Genomic DNA, 18983 nt, shown 5'->3' with positions numbered 1-18983 from the left:
ATGCACGTTTCAAAACAATTATTTTCGACTTTTTTCAGCAATCGCTAACATTATTCAGCAATATCCTGCAAATTCATGATGTTTTTAGAAAAAATAAAGTATTTTCTAAGTATTGCTTACAATGCAGCTTAATAACAAAACTATAAGCAATTTGTAAATTCAATGCGATAAGGACAGATCATGACTGTAACAACGATCTATTATTAACTCCTTATCGCACTGTTTACTTACAAGTACGTATAGTCTGTTATTTTATATTTTTTTGAGATTCATTGCAAAAGTCGAAATGAACGTATTACTTGATGGTAACGATATTGCCTTCTCCTGTTTTTACATTACCTGTTTTGTGCAATGTTACAGTAGCACCTTCTGGTAAGTTGGAGAAAATGATCGGAGTAATGATCGATGGTGCATTTGCTTTTACATACTCCAGATCCACTTCAAGGATCGGTTGTCCAGCCATAACATCATCGCCTTCTGCAACCAATACAGTGAAGCCTTGACCTTTCAATTTAACCGTATTTACGCCTACATGCACAAGAATTTCTTTACCGGCTTCAGACATGATACCGATCGCATGTTTACTAGGGAATACGTTAAATACTTTACCATTCACCGGTGAACAAATGGTTCCATTGGTTGGTAATACTGCGAATCCATCACCTGTCATTTTTTGTGAAAATACAGGATCTGGTACTTCACTAATATTCATCAACTCACCATCAGCAGGAGCAACGATTACTTCTTCTGCCAAAATGTTCACTTGATTCTCTGCTGTTCCTTCTGCTGGAACCGAATCTACAGTGACTGGTGTAGGTCTTGGTGTACGCCCTGCAATAATATCTTGCATTTGCGATTTGATCGTATCGGAACGTGTTCCGAAAATCGCTTGGACATTATTACCCACTTCTAGAACACCGGAAGCGCCTAAAGATTTCAAACGATCTTTATTTACGTTTTTAGGTTCTTTAACTTGAATACGTAGACGAGTAATACAAGCATCTAGACTTGAAATATTCTCTTGTCCACCAAATGCTTCAAGAATGTTATGTGGCAATTCATCTTTGCTATTACCACCACTGCTTACTGCACTATCATCACCTGCTGGCGTATCTTCACGACCTGGTGTTTTCAAGTTAAATTTGCGAATCGCAAATCGGAATCCGAAGTAGTAGATGACTGCTAAGACTAGACCGACGATGATAACATCCCACCATGCAGTACGGTTAGGAATAACGCCGAACAATACAAAGTCAATCAGACCACCTGAGAAAGTCATACCAATTTTAACGCCTAGAATCTGCATCGTCATGAAAGAAAGACCAGCGAAGATTGCATGAATACCGAACAATACTGGTGCTACGAACAAGAATGAGAACTCAAGCGGTTCAGTAATACCTGTTAAGAACGAAGTCAATGCGGCAGAACCCATGATACCTGCAACATATTTTTTATGTTGTGGTTTGGATTCATGGTAGATCGCAAGTGCAGCAGCTGGAAGACCGAACATCATGAACGGGAATTTACCAGTCATAAATGTACCTGCTGTAAATGGAACACCATCACGAAGTTGCGCCATAAAGATTTTTTGGTCACCACGTACATATTGTCCTGCTTTGTTTACATATTCACCGAATTCATACCAGAATGGTGAGTAGAAGATATGATGTAGACCGAAAGGAATCAATGAACGTTCAATTACACCGAAAATAAATGCTGTTAATGTAGGGTTCGATTCAACCATACTGTGAGAAACCGTGTTTAAGAATGTTTGAATTGGAGGCCAGATCAGAACCATTACTAGACCCAAAAGCAAAGAAGTAATAGCTGTCATAATCGGTACAAAACGTTTACCTGCAAAGAAACCAAGATAAGAAGGCAATTCAATACGGAAGAAACGTTTATACATCGATGCGGCTAGAATACCGACAATAATACCGCCGAATACGCCTGTTTGTAATGTAGGAATACCAAGTACAGAAGCTACTGAATAGTCGCCTTTACCAACCATATCAGATGTAACACCCATAACTGTACCCATCGTTACGTTCATGATTAGATAACCGATAATGGCTGCGAGCCCGGCTACCCCTTCTCCTCCAGCAAGACCGACGGCTACCCCGACGGCAAAGAGCAAGGATAAGTTATCAAAAACAATTTGTCCGGAGTTCATCATTACAGTCGCTGTAATTTGAACCCAGTGTGCATTTAATGCAGGAATATACTGCAAAAAGTCAGGGTTAACGAGCATGTTACCAAAACCAAGCAATAAACCTGCTGCTGGCAAGATTGCCACTGGAAGCATCAATGCTCTACCTACTTTTTGCAAAACGCCAAACAGACGTCTAAACAATACCGCCACTTCCCCTCGAATAGTATAAATAATATATTGTTGCTTCAACAAATTAAGGCGGAAAGCCACAAAAAAAGGCACGAGTGAACAACGTATCTGATAGGATAAGGATCTCGGTACATAAGGATAGACTACCCCTGTGTGCTTACAGCCTTACATCAAATACTTTGTTAACTCATGCCTGATCGAATCAGTAACACGTTAAAAAATCCGCTATTCATTTGTTGATTACGTTCTGAATTATAGCACCCACTTTTTAAATCTGCAAGCCTTTTCAATAAAAAAGATTTAATCGATTTTGAATCTATTGTTGCGTACTTTCTTCTTCCTCTTCACGCTTCTCGACAAACCGTTGTAAATGCATGGTTAGGTAGCTCACTTCGGCTTTGTAGACGGGTCGGCGTAATCGTTTCTCCATCATCTTTGTTAATTTCCAAGATAGCGAATAGACTTCAGGATATTCCATTTTAAGCATTTCTTCTAAGCGATGAGTAGCCGCTACTTTTTCACCTCTACGTATACGTTCAATCGCAAATCGCAAATGAGTGAGCAAACGAGAATAATCTAAAGTATCACCAGTAATTGATATTTTGAGGCTATCTTCGATAACTTTGACCATATCGGCAATTAGACGAGAATCCGCCTTGATCGCTGTGATATGCTGATCGGTCAATGCACTATATATATGGAGTGCGACAAAACCAATCTCATCTTCTTCCAAAGCTACACCTAGCTTATCATGAATGATTTCTAATGCATGAGCAGCTAATTTATATTCTAATGGATACATTTCTCGTGTCTCATACAAAAAAGGATTCTGAATCGTCATCCCTTGCTCGGCACGCTTAATCGCAAATGCAATATGATCGGTTAAGGCAATATGAATATGTTCATTCAGTGGAGTCTTACTTTCCGAATTAATATAATAAATGATTTCGTTAATGACTTCGATAATCCGCTCGTCAATCTGAACAGCGAGCTGCTTATATTGTTCCTGTTCTTGCTGATTGGTTAAAATAAACATCTTCTCGACAACATCTAAAGGAATCACGTCACGCGCTTTACGATTAAAGCCGATTCCTTTGCCAATCACCACAACTTCTTCATACTGAGGATGATCAGCGATAATAACGTTATTATTCAGCACTTTAGCCACAAGTAGGCTGCTCACATTTGCACCCCTTTTACGATCACCTTCATCCCGTAAAGTTACCAAAAATTCACCTTCTAGTCAATACAATTGAACTGCTAGCTAACTAGATAAAGAAGACGACAAATCCTTATTGAGCAAGGACTTGTCGTCTTGATGTCATTGTAAACAGATTTGCTTTATAGCATGATTGTTACATATAAATATTCCATTATCGTTCTTGTTCGCTGGAAATTCCTATTCCTGTAGATGTTGTTGCATGATCTTGATCATTTTTATCTTGAGTTGGAAGAGATAATACCGATTCAGAAGAGTCTGCTGTCTGTGAATATTTATTTGCAGCTATATCAGATCTAGTCTCAGAAATGCTATTACCAACTTGCTGTGATCTGCCACCTGCAAATCCTTTGATTAATTCTTCGATATCCAGTCCCGAGACACTTTTCAGCATTTCTGGAGCTGTAGCCATCAGTTCAGTTACATAGTTACTCACTCGTGTTGCTCCGCCGCCTTCACCTTTACCTGTGTCTACGACAGTCAATTTATCAATCGCACTTATTGGTTCTGCAATTTTACCTGCTAATTCAGGTAGCATTTTGGCAACTAGATCAAGGATTGCGGCTTGTCCATAATTTTGGAATGCTTCTGCTAATTTCTGCTTCGCTTCGGCTTCAGCAAGACCTCGTAGACGAATCACTTCAGCTTCCGCTGTACCTTTAGCACGTTCAGCATCGGCTTCTGCTTGTCCGGCTAGACGCTGTTGTTCTGCAGATGCTTTCGCTTCAGTTTCTATTGAATATTGATGCGCCTCGGCTTGACGCATTTTACGAGCTTTTTCAGCTTCGGCTGCTTGTTCTACAGAGAAACGATCGGCTTCGGCTTTCTTTTTCACTTCTGCATCATAGTATTTCTCACGTACTGTAATTTCTCGTTCTTGTAAATCAATCTCACGTTCTTTACGAACCAGTTCAATCTTCATCTGTTCTTCCATCATAATCTGCTTGGCTTTGGCTTCTTGAATATGATACGCCTGATCGGCTTCGGCTCTTGCTGTATCTTGATCTTTTTTAAACGAAGCTACTTTTAATTCTTTTTCTTTGGAAGCTTCAGCGATATTGGTATCGCGAAGTAATTCTGCTTTTTGTCCGGCTTCTTCTGCCAATGCTTTCTGCACCCGAGAATCTCTAACCGCTTCAGCTTCAGCAATTTCTGCATCTCTTTTGACAGCGGCGATTCGAGGTTTACCCAGTGATTCAAGGTATCCATGCTTATCGCGTATATCTTTGATTGTAAAAGAAACAATTTGTAGACCCATCTTTTTCAGATCACGCGCAGCTACACTTTGTACTTCTTGCGCAAATCGATCGCGATTACGATAGACTTCTTCTACAGTCATCGAACCCATAATCGAACGTAGATGACCTTCTAACACTTCTTGTGCTTCTGCTTGTAATGCTTGAATAGGCTTGCCCATAAATTGTTCAGCCGCTGTCGCTACATCTTCAACCGAACTACCAATTTTAATAATAGCTACACCATCTGCAAGTACCGGTACGCCTTGCTCTGTATACACTTCGGGCGTTGTTACATCCAGTTTATGTGATAATAACGACAGAAATTCTGATTTCTGAAAAATAGGTAAAATAAATGCGCCGCCACCACGTACAATCTTAATCTTGCGCCCTGCTCCATCATCTGAAATATTACGACTGCCCAGAAAAGAACCTGTGACAACCATTGCTTCGTCTGTACTCACCGTTTTGTACCTTGCCCAGAATGTAATTCCGAGTACGATCAAGACTACAATCACAATCGCAGGTACAATAATCATCTCATTCAAAAATGCCATACGTCTCGCCCCTTTTGGTCTGATTTAGGCTACCTTTTCAAAAAGCTGTTATACTGCTTCTGTTCTAACGCCAATCATATGGAATCTTCTAATAAAGACACACCTAATGTTCCTTCTTGTTCTTCTACGATCACTACCCGCATACCGGCGGCGAGTGCACAACGATCAAAACTGTATGCAATATGTAACGTGTTGCCACCTGTAAGCTTAATCATCACTTCACCGTATCCTACTTGTGGAACAGGTATTGTGACTTCTCCAATACGACCAATCATTTCTTGAATCGAGTAACTGGTCGAAACCTCACTATTTTCCATCGGTTTGACATATACAAAAAATACAAACATTCCTCCGACAACAGCAATCAATAATGCAAGCAGTACAACAGCTACAGGAGCGAACGAACTGTAACGTACTAACATGATCCCTGCTCCACCGAACAATGTAACGGCTGCTGCCAAAATAACAGGCTTAAACAGATCAAACCCTGGTAAGTCTATCCCACCTAGCGCATCACCAAGCAAGTCACCAAATAACAGACTGAACAATGCATAAAGTGCACCGGTGATTAAGCAAATCCAAAATAGCGTTTCCATGTCTGTTCGCTCCTTTCTTCTATTTAGCGAAAAAAAGCGATATTCTGCTTTAATCCACCATTTTTTGGCGTTATACCTATATTTACGTATTGATGGTAAGTAAAGTTTCAATTTTTTACGATATAGACAAAAAAAGCTGCCTATTCCTTATCATTACTGATAGGAATAAGCAGCTTATATATTTATTGATTGTATTCAAAAATAGAGAAATTATAGAGACATGCTGTAAATTTTACGCACATCTTCTGCTTCTAATTTGTTAAAGTTACCGAATGCGCCGAATTTCATCGCTTTGTCTACCATAACATCGATTTGACTATCGTCAATTTCGTAGTCTGCTAGGCGGCTAGGTGCATCAATTGAAGTCCAGAAGTCACGTAATGCTTGAATACCTTCATTAGCCACTTCTTCATCGCTCTTACCTGTTGGATCTACATTGAATACATTAACGGCTAATTTAGCAAAACGAGCAGGATTCACATGTAAATTATGTTGCATCCAGTTCGGGAATAAGATCGCAAGTCCACCACCGTGAGGAATATCGTATACAGCAGATACCGCATGCTCAATATTATGAGTTGCCCAGTCTCCGTTGTAACCCATATTAACAACACCGTTTAATGCCATTGTACCTGCATACATCACTGTTGAACGTAATTCAAAGTTTTGCAAATCATTGATTAATTTAGGTCCTGCATCAATAACACCACGTAGAATAGATTCACAGAATCCGTCTTGAATATCTGTATTTTCCTCAGCATGGAAATAATGTTCCAATACGTGAGACATCATATCTACAACACCATATACCGTTTGATCTTTAGGCAATGAATAGGTGTTCTCAGGATCAAGAATAGAGAATGCAGGGAATGAATATGCACTACCCCAACCTAATTTTTCTTGTGTTTCGGTATTAGTGATCACAGAACCACTGTTCATTTCTGAACCTGTTGCTGCCATAGTTAATACTGTACCTAATGGCAATGCATCGGTAGGAGCTGCTTTGCGTTGTGCAAAGTCCCACATGTCGCCATCATATTTTGCACCAACAGCAATCGCTTTGGCGCAGTCAAGTACACTACCGCCACCAACTGCAAGAATCAAGTCAATGTTATTCGTTTTACATAAATCTACACCTTTGTGTACAGTAGACAAACGCGGATTCGGTTCTACACCAGCAAGTTCTGTAACGTTAGCTCCTGCTTCATTCAAATAACCGATCACTTTGTCGTATAGACCTGCACGTTTGATACTACCTCCACCATAAACAAGCAATACGTTTTTACCGTAGTTACCTACTTCTCTTTTCAACTTTTCAAGTTGACCTTTACCGAAAATAAGACGGGTTGGATTATAAAATTCAAATGATTTCATTGGAAAATTCCTCCTTGGAATAAAACGATTCATAGATGAAGTGATACTTCTCTATTCGATATAAGTGTATATCTATAATATAAACTGTAGGATATCTGCTGTAATAAGTTATAAGTAAGTTACTGTTCCTCAGCCCTTTACAATTATATACCTTATACAGCTAAAAACAAAGTTTCCCGATCAAACTGCTTTTAACATTGGTTTCGTACAATTATATTTACCCAAATTTGTATAAAAAAATCTACTACCTCTTATCATTACCCAGAGATAGTAGATTGACTAGCATCATATTTAACTTTTTAGATGATAATTCATTCGTGTAACAAAGCGGCGGAATGCTTTACGACCTTGATCATTGCGTTTATATACGCCTGCATGTTCAAGAATTTCAGCAAATTTGGTACCGACTTCATTTTGAATCGTTAACGTGGCTTGATCATGATCTAGATCATTACCGTACGCTTCAACCAGATGCTCAATCCAAAGCAAGTGAATCGCTAATGGATGATTCGGTTGTTGTCTAATCATATCCAGCAAAGCGATATCTCCTGTTAAAATCGAAGCAATCTGATCCAATTCTTCTTTAAGACGACCTGGTAAAATAGCTAATCCCATGACTTCAATCAATCCGATATTTTCACGCTTCAAATGGTGCATCTCCGGATGAGGATGGAAAATCCCATCTGGATACTGTTCATTCGTACGATTGTTACGCAATACAAGATCGATTTCATATTGACCATCACGACGACGAACAATCGGTGTCACTGTATTGTGACGAACCGATTCTCCATTTTGAATCGTTGACGCTAAAATATCAACTTCGGCATCACTATAGGATTTCCATGCTTCATAGATCTCGTTCGCGGAGTTCAATAATAAAGATGAATTATTCGCACGCAAACGCACGACAGACATCGGCCAATTTACCAATTCTAATGTAATATCATCATGAACATTATGACCATATACTTCTTCCACAGTAGCTCGTTCAATCGGGAACGTATGTCGTCCACCCTGGAAATGATCGTGTGTCAAAATTGAACCGCCTACGATAGGCAAATCTGCATTCGATCCCAAGAAATAATGCGGGAATTCATCGACAAAATCAAGCAAACGACGGAATGTATCTTTTGTTAATTTCATCGGTACATGATCATGATGGAATACGATACAGTGCTCATTGTAATACACATAAGGTGAATACTGGAACAACCACGATTCTCCGTTCAGTTGAAGTGGAATAACACGTAGATTTTGGCGGGCTGGATGATTAATACGTCCTGCATAACCTACATTTTCACGACACAACTGACATTTAGGATACGATGGTGGTGGCATTAATTTAGCCAAAGCAATTTCAGCTGACGACTTCTCAGGTTTGGACAGATTAATCGTTATTTCCATTTCTCCGTATGCACTTGGTTGCTTCCAGTATACATTTTTGGAGACACGATCCATCCGAATATAATTGGAATTGATCGATAACTGATAAAATTCACTTGTTGCAGATTCAATACCTTCCCGATCTAACGTATCAAAGAAATCTCCAGTGACTTCTGATGGACGTGCCATCAATAATCCCATAATCTCTGCATCCATTAAATCCCGGTACGTATCTGTATTTTCAACCAATAATCCGATGCTATGTGCATAATCAATCAATGTATCCAACATCACTTGTGGTTCAGCCGCTGCTTGTCCCTGAGCGACCATATGAATTGCCGGTACATCTGGATTATAAGGTTCATCGAAATGGAATTGTTTTAACAATAGATTTCGTCCGTAATCGATATCGGCTCCTTTAATTAATCCTTTATCAAAAGCGAACTTAATCAGTTCATCGATTGCAAGTAATGCGCTATTTTGTTCAGCTGTACGTTCTACTGGATTACTCATGGTTACCATATCCTTGTGGATGAGATTCGTGCCATTGCCATGCACCACTAATAATATCTTCTAATTGATTGTAAGAAGGCTTCCATCCAAGTACAGAGCGTGCTTTATCCGAAGAAGCCACCAAGACTGCTGGATCACCACTACGACGTGCTTCGAATTTGACCGGAATATCGCGTCCTGTGACTTTGACTGCGGTCTCAATCACTTGTTTTACAGAGAATCCTTGACCGTTACCTAGATTAAATACATTACTTGCACCTTCATTGTTCAGATACTCTACAGATTTGATATGAGCATCTGCTAGATCGCTGACATGAATATAATCACGTATACATGTGCCATCTTCTGTCGGATAATCTTCACCAAAGACCGAGATAAATTCACGTTGACCTAATGCTGTCTGTAATACCAACGGGATCAAATGTGATTCTGGACGGTGATCTTCTCCAATTTTGCCACTTGTATGTGCACCTGCTGCATTAAAGTAACGTAGAGCTACATAACGAATACCATGTACTTTATCGAACCAGTTCATCATGCGTTCCATCATTAACTTGGTCTCGCCATATACGTTAGCAGGTTCTGTACGATCACTTTCTTCAATCGGTACTTTTTCCGGTTCACCATAAGTTGCTGCTGTTGAAGAAAATACGATTTTTTTCACGCCTGCTTGTTGCATCGCATCCAGTAGACACATTGCACCATAAACATTGTTATCATAATATTTGAAAGGATTCTGCATACTTTCACCAACCAGTGAACTTGCTGCGAAATGGATTACTGCTGTAATATCATTTTCAGCAAAAATACGAGTTAACAATTCTTTATCTCGTAGATCACCTTCATAGAATTTGCCACCTAGAAGTGCTTCTTGATGACCTGTTAATAAGTTATCAATCACCACTACTTCTTCTCCACGTTCTAATAAATCAGCTACTGTATGTGATCCGATATAACCTGCTCCACCTGTGACTAATATTGCCATTTTATTCGCCTCCTAATAGTAGTATATATGATGTTATCTAGTGTAACTCTCTTTTGTGAAGAGTATATAAACAGAACATGTGCCAAATCAATCCATGTCTAAAAAAGTCGCTACTTCAACATAAAACCATAATCTTAAGCAGTATCGATGTGACCTGATGTTAAACATTGTTAGTTATTTATATACTAGATCAGTACTATTTATATGCTAGTATATGTGAAAATACATATGATTTTCGCCTTTATTTACTATCATATTTAGATATGATGTAATGTTTGGCTTGAACTAAGTATACTATATGAATATCATAAGATGTAATGAATAGATGTGTGATCTATATGGACAAATGTGACTTCGGCAATAAACTTCACAATAAGGAGTGCATAGTGATGACAAATGCCAAAACGTATCAAGTTTCACCTAATCCTATTTTTCATGACCAAGGAGCTTTGTATGTATTGTTTGCTGGTGAAAGTCAGACATCCCCTGATCACCGTATTGGTCCCAAAATATATGATTATTATCTGCTTCATTATATCGAAAGCGGACATGGTCAATTTATCACCGAGGAGCGAGCCTACCGTTTATCTCAAGGTGATTTATTTCTGATTCATCCTGGGCAATTGGTCAGCTATATTTCCGATCAACAGCAACCCTGGCACTATCGCTGGATTGCTTTTGCTGGACAGGAAGCTGCGACACTGATTGAAAAGGTTGGTTTTACGCTTCATTCTCCTATTGCTCGGACAGGTGAGCAAGAACGTATCGGTACGTATTTAGAACAATTACTTGTTTCATTTGCCAGTCAAAAAGAAAGTTCTGATCTAGCTGCACTCGGGTATCTACATCTGATTCTAGCGGAGACCAGTGACTTGATGATACAACAAGCTGTATTGCCTGGAACTCAATCAATGACCCGCCGTATCGTTAAACAAATGATTCATTACATGTCCAGTCAGTATGCGCATCCTGTATCGATCGAAGATATGTGTAACAGTCTCGGGTATAATCGAGCATATATGTCCCGCATTTTCAAAAAAGAAACAGGTATGACACCCATCACGTATCTGCTCAAATTACGTATAGATAAAGCACGTCAATTGTTGCGAGAGCGTCCCGAGTTGTCTACCCAGCAGATTGCAGCTTCTGTTGGCTTAACTGATGCTCTTTATTTTTCTAAACAGTTCAAACGGTTTTATCAAGTATCGCCTACCGGATATCGTGCTTCTGTTCATCAATACAAACATCATTAATGTTGAAATGTAGTCTGGCTCACTATCATAATCGGAGGAGGAACTAAAGGATGAATAAAAAAGAACAGGTACTTACCCATTTCCGAGATTTATTTAGTAAACTAGTCTGGTTGAATAAACTCAAAATGGAAAGTAGCCTTACTGATTATAAACCTTCTGAAGTACACTGTATCGAATATATTGGGCACCATACCGATGCAAATGTAACTAAGATGTCAGAATCACTGTATATGACCCGAGGTGCGATAAGCAAAATCACTAAAAAACTGATCGACAAACAACTGATCGAAAGCTATCAGAAACCTGATAATAAAAAAGAAATTTATTTCAAACTTACAGAACAAGGAATCCAAATCCAACATATGCATGAGCAATTGCACCAAGAATTTGAAGAACGAGATCAAGTTGTATTTGAACAAGTAACTGATGAACAATTTGAAAATATGCTTCGTTTTATAGAAAAATACAGTAATCATTTGGATGATGAAATTAAAAAGTTAGATCATGATCCAAAGTCTGAATAAACCGATCGATGATCAAACAATAAGATAGAGCTCAGACAACTACTCTTGATCATAAGTGAGTTGTCTTTTTTGTATTTTTATTTTTGTTGACAAGGAAACAAAATGGTAATATGATAAATTTGTTTCCTAGGAATCAATATGAAAATAAGGAGAGATGACTTTTGTCTACATTAACACCCCATGATTCACAACATCCCGAACCACAGGTAAATAAACACGCTTTACGCTTTGGATTAATCTCTGTCTTTCTTTGCGGCATTGGATTCAGTATTATAGCGCCTGTTGTTCCTTTTTTAGTTCAACCTTATGTTCATTCTTCAGCAGATCAGGCGATTATGGTTACGCTATTAATGTCTGTATATGCTCTTTGTGTATTTCTAGCCGCCCCTGTACTTGGAGCATTAAGTGATAAATATGGCCGTCGTCCTATACTATTATTATGTCTATTCGGTTCAGCTGTCGGGTATTTGATTTTCGGCATTGGAGGAGCATTATGGGTATTGTTCGTTGGGCGTATCATTGAAGGGATAACAGGTGGAAGTATCAGTACGATCTTTGCTTACTTTGCAGATATTATTCCCCCTCAACAACGCACCAAATATTTTGGCTGGTTAGGCGCTATTGTAGGTGTAGCTACAGTAATTGGTCCCACATTAGGCGGAATACTTGCCAAATTTGATTACACATTTCCTTTATATTTTGGAGCTGTTATCACATTATTGAATATGTTGTATGGATACTTTTTTATGCCAGAAAGTCTTGCAGAGCAACATAGACAATCACAGATGACCTTTCAAAAGTTAAATCCTTTTGCTCAACTGGCTAGTCTCTTGTCTACGAAATACTTGAGTCGATTATTAATAGCTGCTTTTTTACTCTGGATTCCGAATGGATCTTTACAAGCCATTTTTTCTCAATTGACGATAGATACATTTCAGTGGAAACCGGTATTAATTGGGCTAATGTTTTCGATTCTGGGTGTTCAAGATATTATTGCTCAGGGTCTGATCATGCCTCAACTTCTGAAAAAATACAGTGATCAACAAATCGCTACACTGGGAATGATGGCTGAAATTATCGGTTATGGACTTATTGCAGTGTCGATTGGATTCACTTATTATCCTCTTTTTATCGCAGGAATGTTTGTATTTGGTTGTGGTGATTCGCTCTTCGGACCTGCATTTAACGGTATGCTTTCCAAATCTGTAGATGCAAGCGAACAAGGCAGAGTTCAAGGAGGAAGCCAATCGATCCAAGCTTTGGCTAGAATGATCGGGCCACTTATTGGAGGGCAAATTTATATTTTACTCGGTCATACAGCTCCTGCTTGGATGGGAATGATACTGATTGTATTGGCTATCTTTGTTTTGCACAGAGGGGTTAAGAATATACAGCAAAAAGGCTTTAGAACGTAACCACGCTCTAAAACCTTTTGACTTAAAAATGAAGAATACTGATTGTATTCTGCTATTATTACAGCTTACTTAGATTCGTCTGTTTGCAAAATCGACTCGATACGATCCAATTCAGCTTGCGTAAAATCAAGATTGTTCAGCGCAGCTACATTCTCTTCAATCTGAGAAACACGACTAGCACCGATAAGCGCAGACGTTAATTTACCACCACGTAACACCCATGCTAATGCTAATTGAGCTAGACTTTGTCCGCGCTCTGAAGCGACTTCATTCAGAGCTTGTACTTTACGAATACTTTCCGGTGTAATCGAATCTTCATTTAAAAAGACAGAAGAACCAGCTGCACGTGAATCTTCTGGTACACCGTTAAGATATTTACTAGTCAGTAGTCCTTGTGCAAGTGGACAGAACGCAATACTACCTGTTCCTGTTTCTTCAAGCACATCTTGTAATCCATCTTCAATCCAGCGATTGACCATAGAATAATTAGGCTGGTGAATCGTAAGTGGTGTGCCCAATTGTTTCAAAATGGATGCCGCTTCCCGTGTCTGTTCTGCGGAATAACTAGATATTCCTGCATATAAAGCTTTACCTGAACGTACAGCATAATCTAATGCCATCATCGTTTCTTCAAGCGGAGTCTCCGGATCAAAGCGGTGAGAGTAGAAAATATCAACATAATCGACATTTATCCGTTTCAGACTCTGATCAAGACTGGATAACAAGTTTTTGCGAGAACCCCATTCGCCATAAGGACCTGGCCACATATAATAACCTGCTTTGGTCGAGATAATCATCTCATCCCGATAAGCAGCAAGATCTTGCTTCAACACTTGCCCGAATGTTTCTTCTGCTGAACCTGCGGGTGGACCATAATTGTTAGCCAAGTCAAAATGCGTAATTCCTATATCAAAAGAACGTGTGATCATTTCACGACTGTTCTCATAGACGTTAATTCCGCCAAAATTATGCCACAATCCTAACGAAATCGCTGGTAATTTCAAACCTGAACGACCGCTACGATTGTATTTCATCTCTTCATAACGCTTTTCTGAAGCTACATAGACCACAATAACCCCTACCCTTCTTCAAGCAAAAATAGATATATTCACATCTTCCAAATCATAGCGTAAGCGTTACCATTATGCAAATAAATTCATTTCGCTAAACTTATATTAGAGGCGCTGTTGTACTTTCTCCATCACACTACCCATCGGATCTGTAATCAATAAATCAGCATGACGATCATGACCTGTCGGTGAAGCATTGAGCAGTACCGTATGTTGACCACGGAAATAAGAAACCAATCCGGCTGCTGGATAGACTGTAAGCGATGTACCTCCGATTAATAATAGGTCTGCTTGTGATAATACTTCTACCGTTTTCTCAAGTACATCTTGATTTAAGGATTCTCCATACAACACCACATCCGGTCGGATCACACCTTGATCAATCGGACAACGCGGGACTCCTGATTGAGCCAGTACATCGTCTAATGTATAAGAATGTCTGCATGTCGTACAGTAATTCCGATGAATCGAACCATGCAATTCTAACACTTTCTGATTACCTGCCATCTGATGCAGACCATCTATATTTTGCGTAATGATAGACAATAATTTGCCTTGCTTTTCCAAAAGGGCTAATACATTGTGCACTGGATTAGGCTTAGCTTGTGGATGGATCAACTTACTGCGATAAAATTCAAAAAACAATTCCGTTTCTTTTTCAAAAAAAGAACGACTTAACATTTCTTCAGGCGAATATCCTCTTTTACCATTTTCACTATACAATCCTTGTGCCGAGCGAAAATCAGGAATACCACTTTCGGTTGATGTGCCTGCTCCACCGAAAAACACAATACGTTGCGATTGTTGTAACCATGTGGTTAACTGTTCGATTTTATCCATAATGATGCTCCTCTCTATTGAATCTTTATCTATAAAGTAAAAGCGCAAGTTTACAATCTATCATTTGATGATACGAAGCTGATCGTAATGAGTAATCACTAGATCTGCATCCGGTAATTCGGTCTGTGCAGATGTTACAGAAGAACTGATACCGACACAACAGGAGACATTGGCATGTTTGCCCATTTGCATATCTGCATTGCTGTCTCCGATTAACACAATATGAGCAGGCGATATGCCTAGTTGTTCATAGGCTAAGTACACTAGATCCGGTGCTGGCTTACTCTGCTGTACTTGATCACTACCGATCACATAATCAAAGTAAGAATCCAATTCACTCCAACGTAGATGCTTTAACGCTTCAGATGTCCAATCGGCTGTTACCACTGCCAGTGGAAGCTGTGCAGATACACATTGTTCTAGAAATGGAAGCAGTCCGGGCAATGGTTGCACCGGACGTTCCTTTTCGATAGATTGCATAGCAAGCTCACTGAACTGACGAATACGAGCAATAGCTTGATCCCACGGTGTTCCCGCAGCATACAATTGCCATGCCAGTATCGCTGTCGATTCTTCTACAGAAGCCATTGCCAATGGACCTAGACGATCATAGTCATTCAATAGACCTTGAGCATCGTAACGAGTTCCAAATACATGTTCACGATCTCCGGTAAAGGTATGACCACTTGATTGCAAATACTGTTCGATCTGTTGAAGCATATGCTCCGCCCATGATCCCCATAACTGCATAAAATCAAACAATGTCCCATCTTTATCAAATAAAACAGCATCACAGCGTATTTGCTGTGTACCTATTTGTAAAAGCACCATTGACATGTACTCCTTTAGCGACCGTGATCTAACCTATATTTATAATGTATACATACGATATACGTAGCTAGCAAATCATTTATTTTTTAGTAGAAGCCTTTGTAGCCGGAATTTCTTTCATCCATCCTAGAATCGTATTCACCGTCTGTTTACGTTGTTCATCGGCATCGATTTGAGCAGGAAGATCATTCTTTTGTTCACCATAGCTACCAAATTGACCATGATTACCGCCTTCGATACTATAATAAACCGTTTGTTTTGGTAAAAAAGCTCGTGCTACTTCATACGTATCTTTTTTGAGCAAACCATCATTAGAAGCGGTGATCGATAATACAGGAATATCGGTTTGCTGTAGACTTCCTTTTTGCTCTGGATAAGAAGCTAAGAAGAATACACCTGCAATATGATCTAAATGACTAGCTGCATAACGAGCAGCAAAGACTCCACCTAATGAATGACCTCCAATAACAAATTTCTCATCTGGATGACGATCAATCACTGCTTGCGCTGCATCCGTTTTGAAAAATGCAAAATTGAACGGTAATTTCATAATATATACAGTGTGTCCATTTTTCGCTAGATCATGAGCAAGTAAGCTATATGCTTCTGGCTTTACCCGTGCCCCTGGATAAAAAATAACGCTATTTCCTTTAGGTTTGGCATTGCTAAAAGCAATCCAATCTTCTGTGTCTTGAACGGATATCTTATCTGTTCCTGAGACCAGAGCTTGTTGAGCCTGACTGCTAGGTGTATAAGGTGTAAATACATACCATGCTGCTGCACCTGCCGCAATCACAAGTACAATTAGAATCACGAGTAATACTTTACCGATCGTCCCTGCACGACTTCTCTTCCGTGTACGACCATAACTTGCAAATTGATTACGATTCTTTCTAAACATAAATCTATGAGTCCCCTTCCACCTGCATCCTAGCACTGTATAAGTATAAAGCAACAGCCCGTTTCCTTCGCAGGACAACAGGCTGCTTCTTATGTGATTATATCATTTTTTGGAGCACAGTATAAACACTGGCTTTTCTACATATACTTAGAATAAGGATTCATTGTTACTTTTTGATTTAGACTTATTTATTTTTAAAGTACTTTTATTTTATGCACACGTCTGCATTTTCTATGAAGACTAAAGCCTTATTGCTGCTTAGCCTGATAGAAAGCTTCCATGTATTGTTCTGCTTTTTGGCGTACCAGACCATAATCCCCTGTTTTGAGTGCTTCTGTCGTGAGATCGGAACCGATCCCTACTGCTACTGCTCCAGCTTTGATCCATTCTCCTAGATTATCCAAAGATACACCGCCTGTAGGCATAATATTCGCTTGAGGCATAGGTCCTTTTAATGTTTTGATAATGGAAGGATCGTATAGATTCCCCGGGAATAATTTAACGATATCAACACCTAGCTCAAGTGCATGTTGTATGCCTTCTAGTGTCGTTACGCCGGGCAATACAGGTACACGATACAAGTTGCATATTTTAACCGTTTCTGGATTCAAAGAAGGCCCGACTACAAATTCTGCTCCAGCCATTATTGCAGCGCGTGCTGTCTGTGGTTCCAATACAGTTCCTGCTCCAATAATCGCAAAGTTATCAGCTACATCTGCTTTCCAGCTATACATACGGCTTAATTTCTCAATCGCTTTGAGAGCGCCAGGAACAGTCATAGTGATCTCGATAACTTTGATCCCACCTGCAATCGCTTGTTCTGCCATCGTAAAGACTTGATCTGCCGAGTCTCCGCGTAACACAGCAACTACACCGTTATCTAATATCTTTTGTAATAATTGTAATTTTTTCATCGTTAAGTGCTCCTTTAGTAGGTTAGTTTAGCGTTCGATATGAACTTTATTATTTAACTTCGCTTCCACTTGCTCATGCGTCGGTAATGCTTCCCAATCGCCTACAGCCTGTATAACCATAGAACCGTTGAGGTTGCCCAGACGTACAGCTTCAGTCACTTCATAGCCACGTAACAATCCAACGATAAAACCAGCACAGAAGCCATCTCCTGCTCCTACAGTATCGAGTACACGTTCTGCTTTGAAATAAGGCACTTCTAACTTCTGACCTTGATTCAGCACATAGGTTAGATTAGGACCACCTTTGACAATACAGACAGCAGATAGTTGATTGAGACGATCAAAAATCTGTGTTTCATCTTCTGTTTCATATAACAAGCTTAGTTCGTCCAAGCCCGGTAAAAAGTAATCACATTGTTCGGCAAGTCGTAGTAATACCGGACGAGCTTGTTCGATACTCCATAATTTCAGACGCAAATTAGGATCAAAACAGACTTTAACGCCTGCATTTCTAGCGATCTCGATTGCCTTTTCTACGGTCGCCAGTCCAGATTCACTGATCGCTGCTGTAATGCCTGTAACATGCAATATTTTAGCGTGACTGATATACGTAGCATCCAGATCTTCTGGCGTCATTCGACTGGCTGCTGAATGTTTGCGGTAATAATGTACCGAAGCATGACCGGATACATTTTCTCGTAACATCAGTCCCGTCTGTTCTCCTTCTGCTAATATCGAGCGAGACACATCTACGCCTTCACCACGAATCGCTTTCTGGATCATGCGTCCTAAAGGATCAGCCCCAAGACGACCGAACCAACCTACCGAATGCCCTAAGCGAGCAATTCCTATCGCTAGATTACTTTCAGCACCGCCAAATGACTTATTAAGATGGGCAGCATACTCCAGACCACGTGAATCATCCGCAGTCATCAATCCCATAGACTCCCCAAAAGTGACCACTTCCGGGTAAGTATGTTGATTGTTCATTGTTCAGCCTCCTGAGTCGCATACAAAATCATGCTTAAT

Annotated in this window: 16 protein-coding genes; 3 read left to right on the top strand and 13 right to left on the bottom strand. The window is 39.6% G+C overall.

Features of this window, described 5'->3' with window-relative positions:
- Positions 1 to 295 precede the first annotated feature (295 nt).
- The 7 genes from ptsG to galE all read right to left on the bottom strand — a co-directional run bounded on the left by ptsG (position 296) and on the right by galE (position 10206).
- Positions 296 to 2353: a glucose-specific PTS transporter subunit IIBC gene (gene ptsG, locus PTI45_RS19265; protein ID WP_069329213.1), complete on the bottom strand. Its 2058-nt coding sequence runs from the start codon at positions 2351 to 2353 to the stop codon at positions 296 to 298.
- Between the two features lie 304 nt (positions 2354 to 2657).
- Positions 2658 to 3524: a glucose PTS transporter transcription antiterminator GlcT gene (gene glcT, locus PTI45_RS19260; protein WP_069329276.1), complete on the bottom strand. Its 867-nt coding sequence runs from the start codon at positions 3522 to 3524 to the stop codon at positions 2658 to 2660.
- Positions 3525 to 3714: 190 nt separating this feature from the next.
- Entirely contained in the window at positions 3715 to 5352 is a 1638-nt protein-coding gene (locus PTI45_RS19255; RefSeq protein ID WP_069329212.1) for a flotillin lipid rafts scaffold protein FloT, read from the bottom strand.
- 74 nt (positions 5353 to 5426) lie between these two features.
- A complete protein-coding gene (locus PTI45_RS19250) occupies positions 5427 to 5948 on the bottom strand; it encodes an NfeD family membrane protein (RefSeq protein WP_069329211.1) in 522 nt (173 codons plus the stop codon).
- Positions 5949 to 6158: 210 nt separating this feature from the next.
- On the bottom strand, positions 6159 to 7322 hold the full coding sequence (locus tag PTI45_RS19245) for an iron-containing alcohol dehydrogenase (protein WP_069329210.1): 1164 nt from the start codon (positions 7320 to 7322) through the stop codon (positions 6159 to 6161).
- A gap of 291 nt (positions 7323 to 7613) precedes the next feature.
- Complete coding sequence (locus tag PTI45_RS19240; protein WP_069329209.1) at positions 7614 to 9221, bottom strand: UDP-glucose--hexose-1-phosphate uridylyltransferase; 1608 nt, start codon at positions 9219 to 9221, stop codon at positions 7614 to 7616.
- Positions 9214 to 10206 carry a UDP-glucose 4-epimerase GalE gene (gene galE / locus PTI45_RS19235; RefSeq protein ID WP_069329208.1) on the bottom strand — a complete coding sequence of 331 codons (993 nt, stop codon included), beginning with the start codon at positions 10204 to 10206 and terminating at the stop codon, positions 9214 to 9216. Before galE ends, PTI45_RS19240 begins: the two co-directional genes overlap by 8 nt.
- Before the next feature lie 386 nt (positions 10207 to 10592).
- On the opposite strand from galE, the gene PTI45_RS19230 reads away from it, so the two are divergent.
- From PTI45_RS19230 to PTI45_RS19220, 3 genes are all read left to right on the top strand, one after another.
- The gene (locus PTI45_RS19230) at positions 10593 to 11459 is read left to right on the top strand and encodes an AraC family transcriptional regulator (protein ID WP_139129287.1); all 867 of its coding nucleotides are present in this window, start codon (positions 10593 to 10595) and stop codon (positions 11457 to 11459) included.
- A gap of 50 nt (positions 11460 to 11509) precedes the next feature.
- The gene (locus tag PTI45_RS19225) at positions 11510 to 11983 is read left to right on the top strand and encodes a MarR family transcriptional regulator (RefSeq protein WP_069329206.1); all 474 of its coding nucleotides are present in this window, start codon (positions 11510 to 11512) and stop codon (positions 11981 to 11983) included.
- Between the two features lie 161 nt (positions 11984 to 12144).
- The gene (locus PTI45_RS19220; protein ID WP_069329205.1) at positions 12145 to 13398 is read left to right on the top strand and encodes an MFS transporter; all 1254 of its coding nucleotides are present in this window, start codon (positions 12145 to 12147) and stop codon (positions 13396 to 13398) included.
- 65 nt (positions 13399 to 13463) lie between these two features.
- Here the strand turns inward: PTI45_RS19220 and mgrA are convergent, their stop codons facing one another.
- The 6 genes from mgrA to PTI45_RS19190 all read right to left on the bottom strand — a co-directional run bounded on the left by mgrA (position 13464) and on the right by PTI45_RS19190 (position 18944).
- The gene (mgrA, locus tag PTI45_RS19215; protein WP_069329204.1) at positions 13464 to 14468 is read right to left on the bottom strand and encodes an L-glyceraldehyde 3-phosphate reductase; all 1005 of its coding nucleotides are present in this window, start codon (positions 14466 to 14468) and stop codon (positions 13464 to 13466) included.
- Positions 14469 to 14573: 105 nt separating this feature from the next.
- Complete coding sequence (locus PTI45_RS19210) at positions 14574 to 15308, bottom strand: NAD-dependent protein deacylase (protein WP_069329203.1); 735 nt, start codon at positions 15306 to 15308, stop codon at positions 14574 to 14576.
- 60 nt (positions 15309 to 15368) lie between these two features.
- Entirely contained in the window at positions 15369 to 16139 is a 771-nt protein-coding gene (locus PTI45_RS19205; protein WP_069329202.1) for an HAD family hydrolase, read from the bottom strand.
- Positions 16140 to 16218: 79 nt separating this feature from the next.
- Complete coding sequence (locus PTI45_RS19200; RefSeq protein ID WP_069329201.1) at positions 16219 to 17040, bottom strand: alpha/beta fold hydrolase; 822 nt, start codon at positions 17038 to 17040, stop codon at positions 16219 to 16221.
- 248 nt (positions 17041 to 17288) lie between these two features.
- Positions 17289 to 17954 carry a bifunctional 2-keto-4-hydroxyglutarate aldolase/2-keto-3-deoxy-6-phosphogluconate aldolase gene (locus PTI45_RS19195; protein ID WP_069329200.1) on the bottom strand — a complete coding sequence of 222 codons (666 nt, stop codon included), beginning with the start codon at positions 17952 to 17954 and terminating at the stop codon, positions 17289 to 17291.
- A 27-nt stretch (positions 17955 to 17981) separates the two neighbouring features.
- On the bottom strand, positions 17982 to 18944 hold the full coding sequence (locus PTI45_RS19190) for a sugar kinase (RefSeq protein ID WP_069329199.1): 963 nt from the start codon (positions 18942 to 18944) through the stop codon (positions 17982 to 17984).
- Positions 18945 to 18983 lie beyond the last annotated feature (39 nt).

Source organism: Paenibacillus nuruki, assembly GCF_001721045.1.
In the GTDB taxonomy this organism is placed as follows: Bacteria; Bacillota; Bacilli; order Paenibacillales; family Paenibacillaceae; genus Saccharibacillus; species Saccharibacillus nuruki.
The sequence above is the reverse complement of the archived record's forward strand: the minus strand, read 5'-3'. Positions and strand labels throughout refer to the sequence as shown.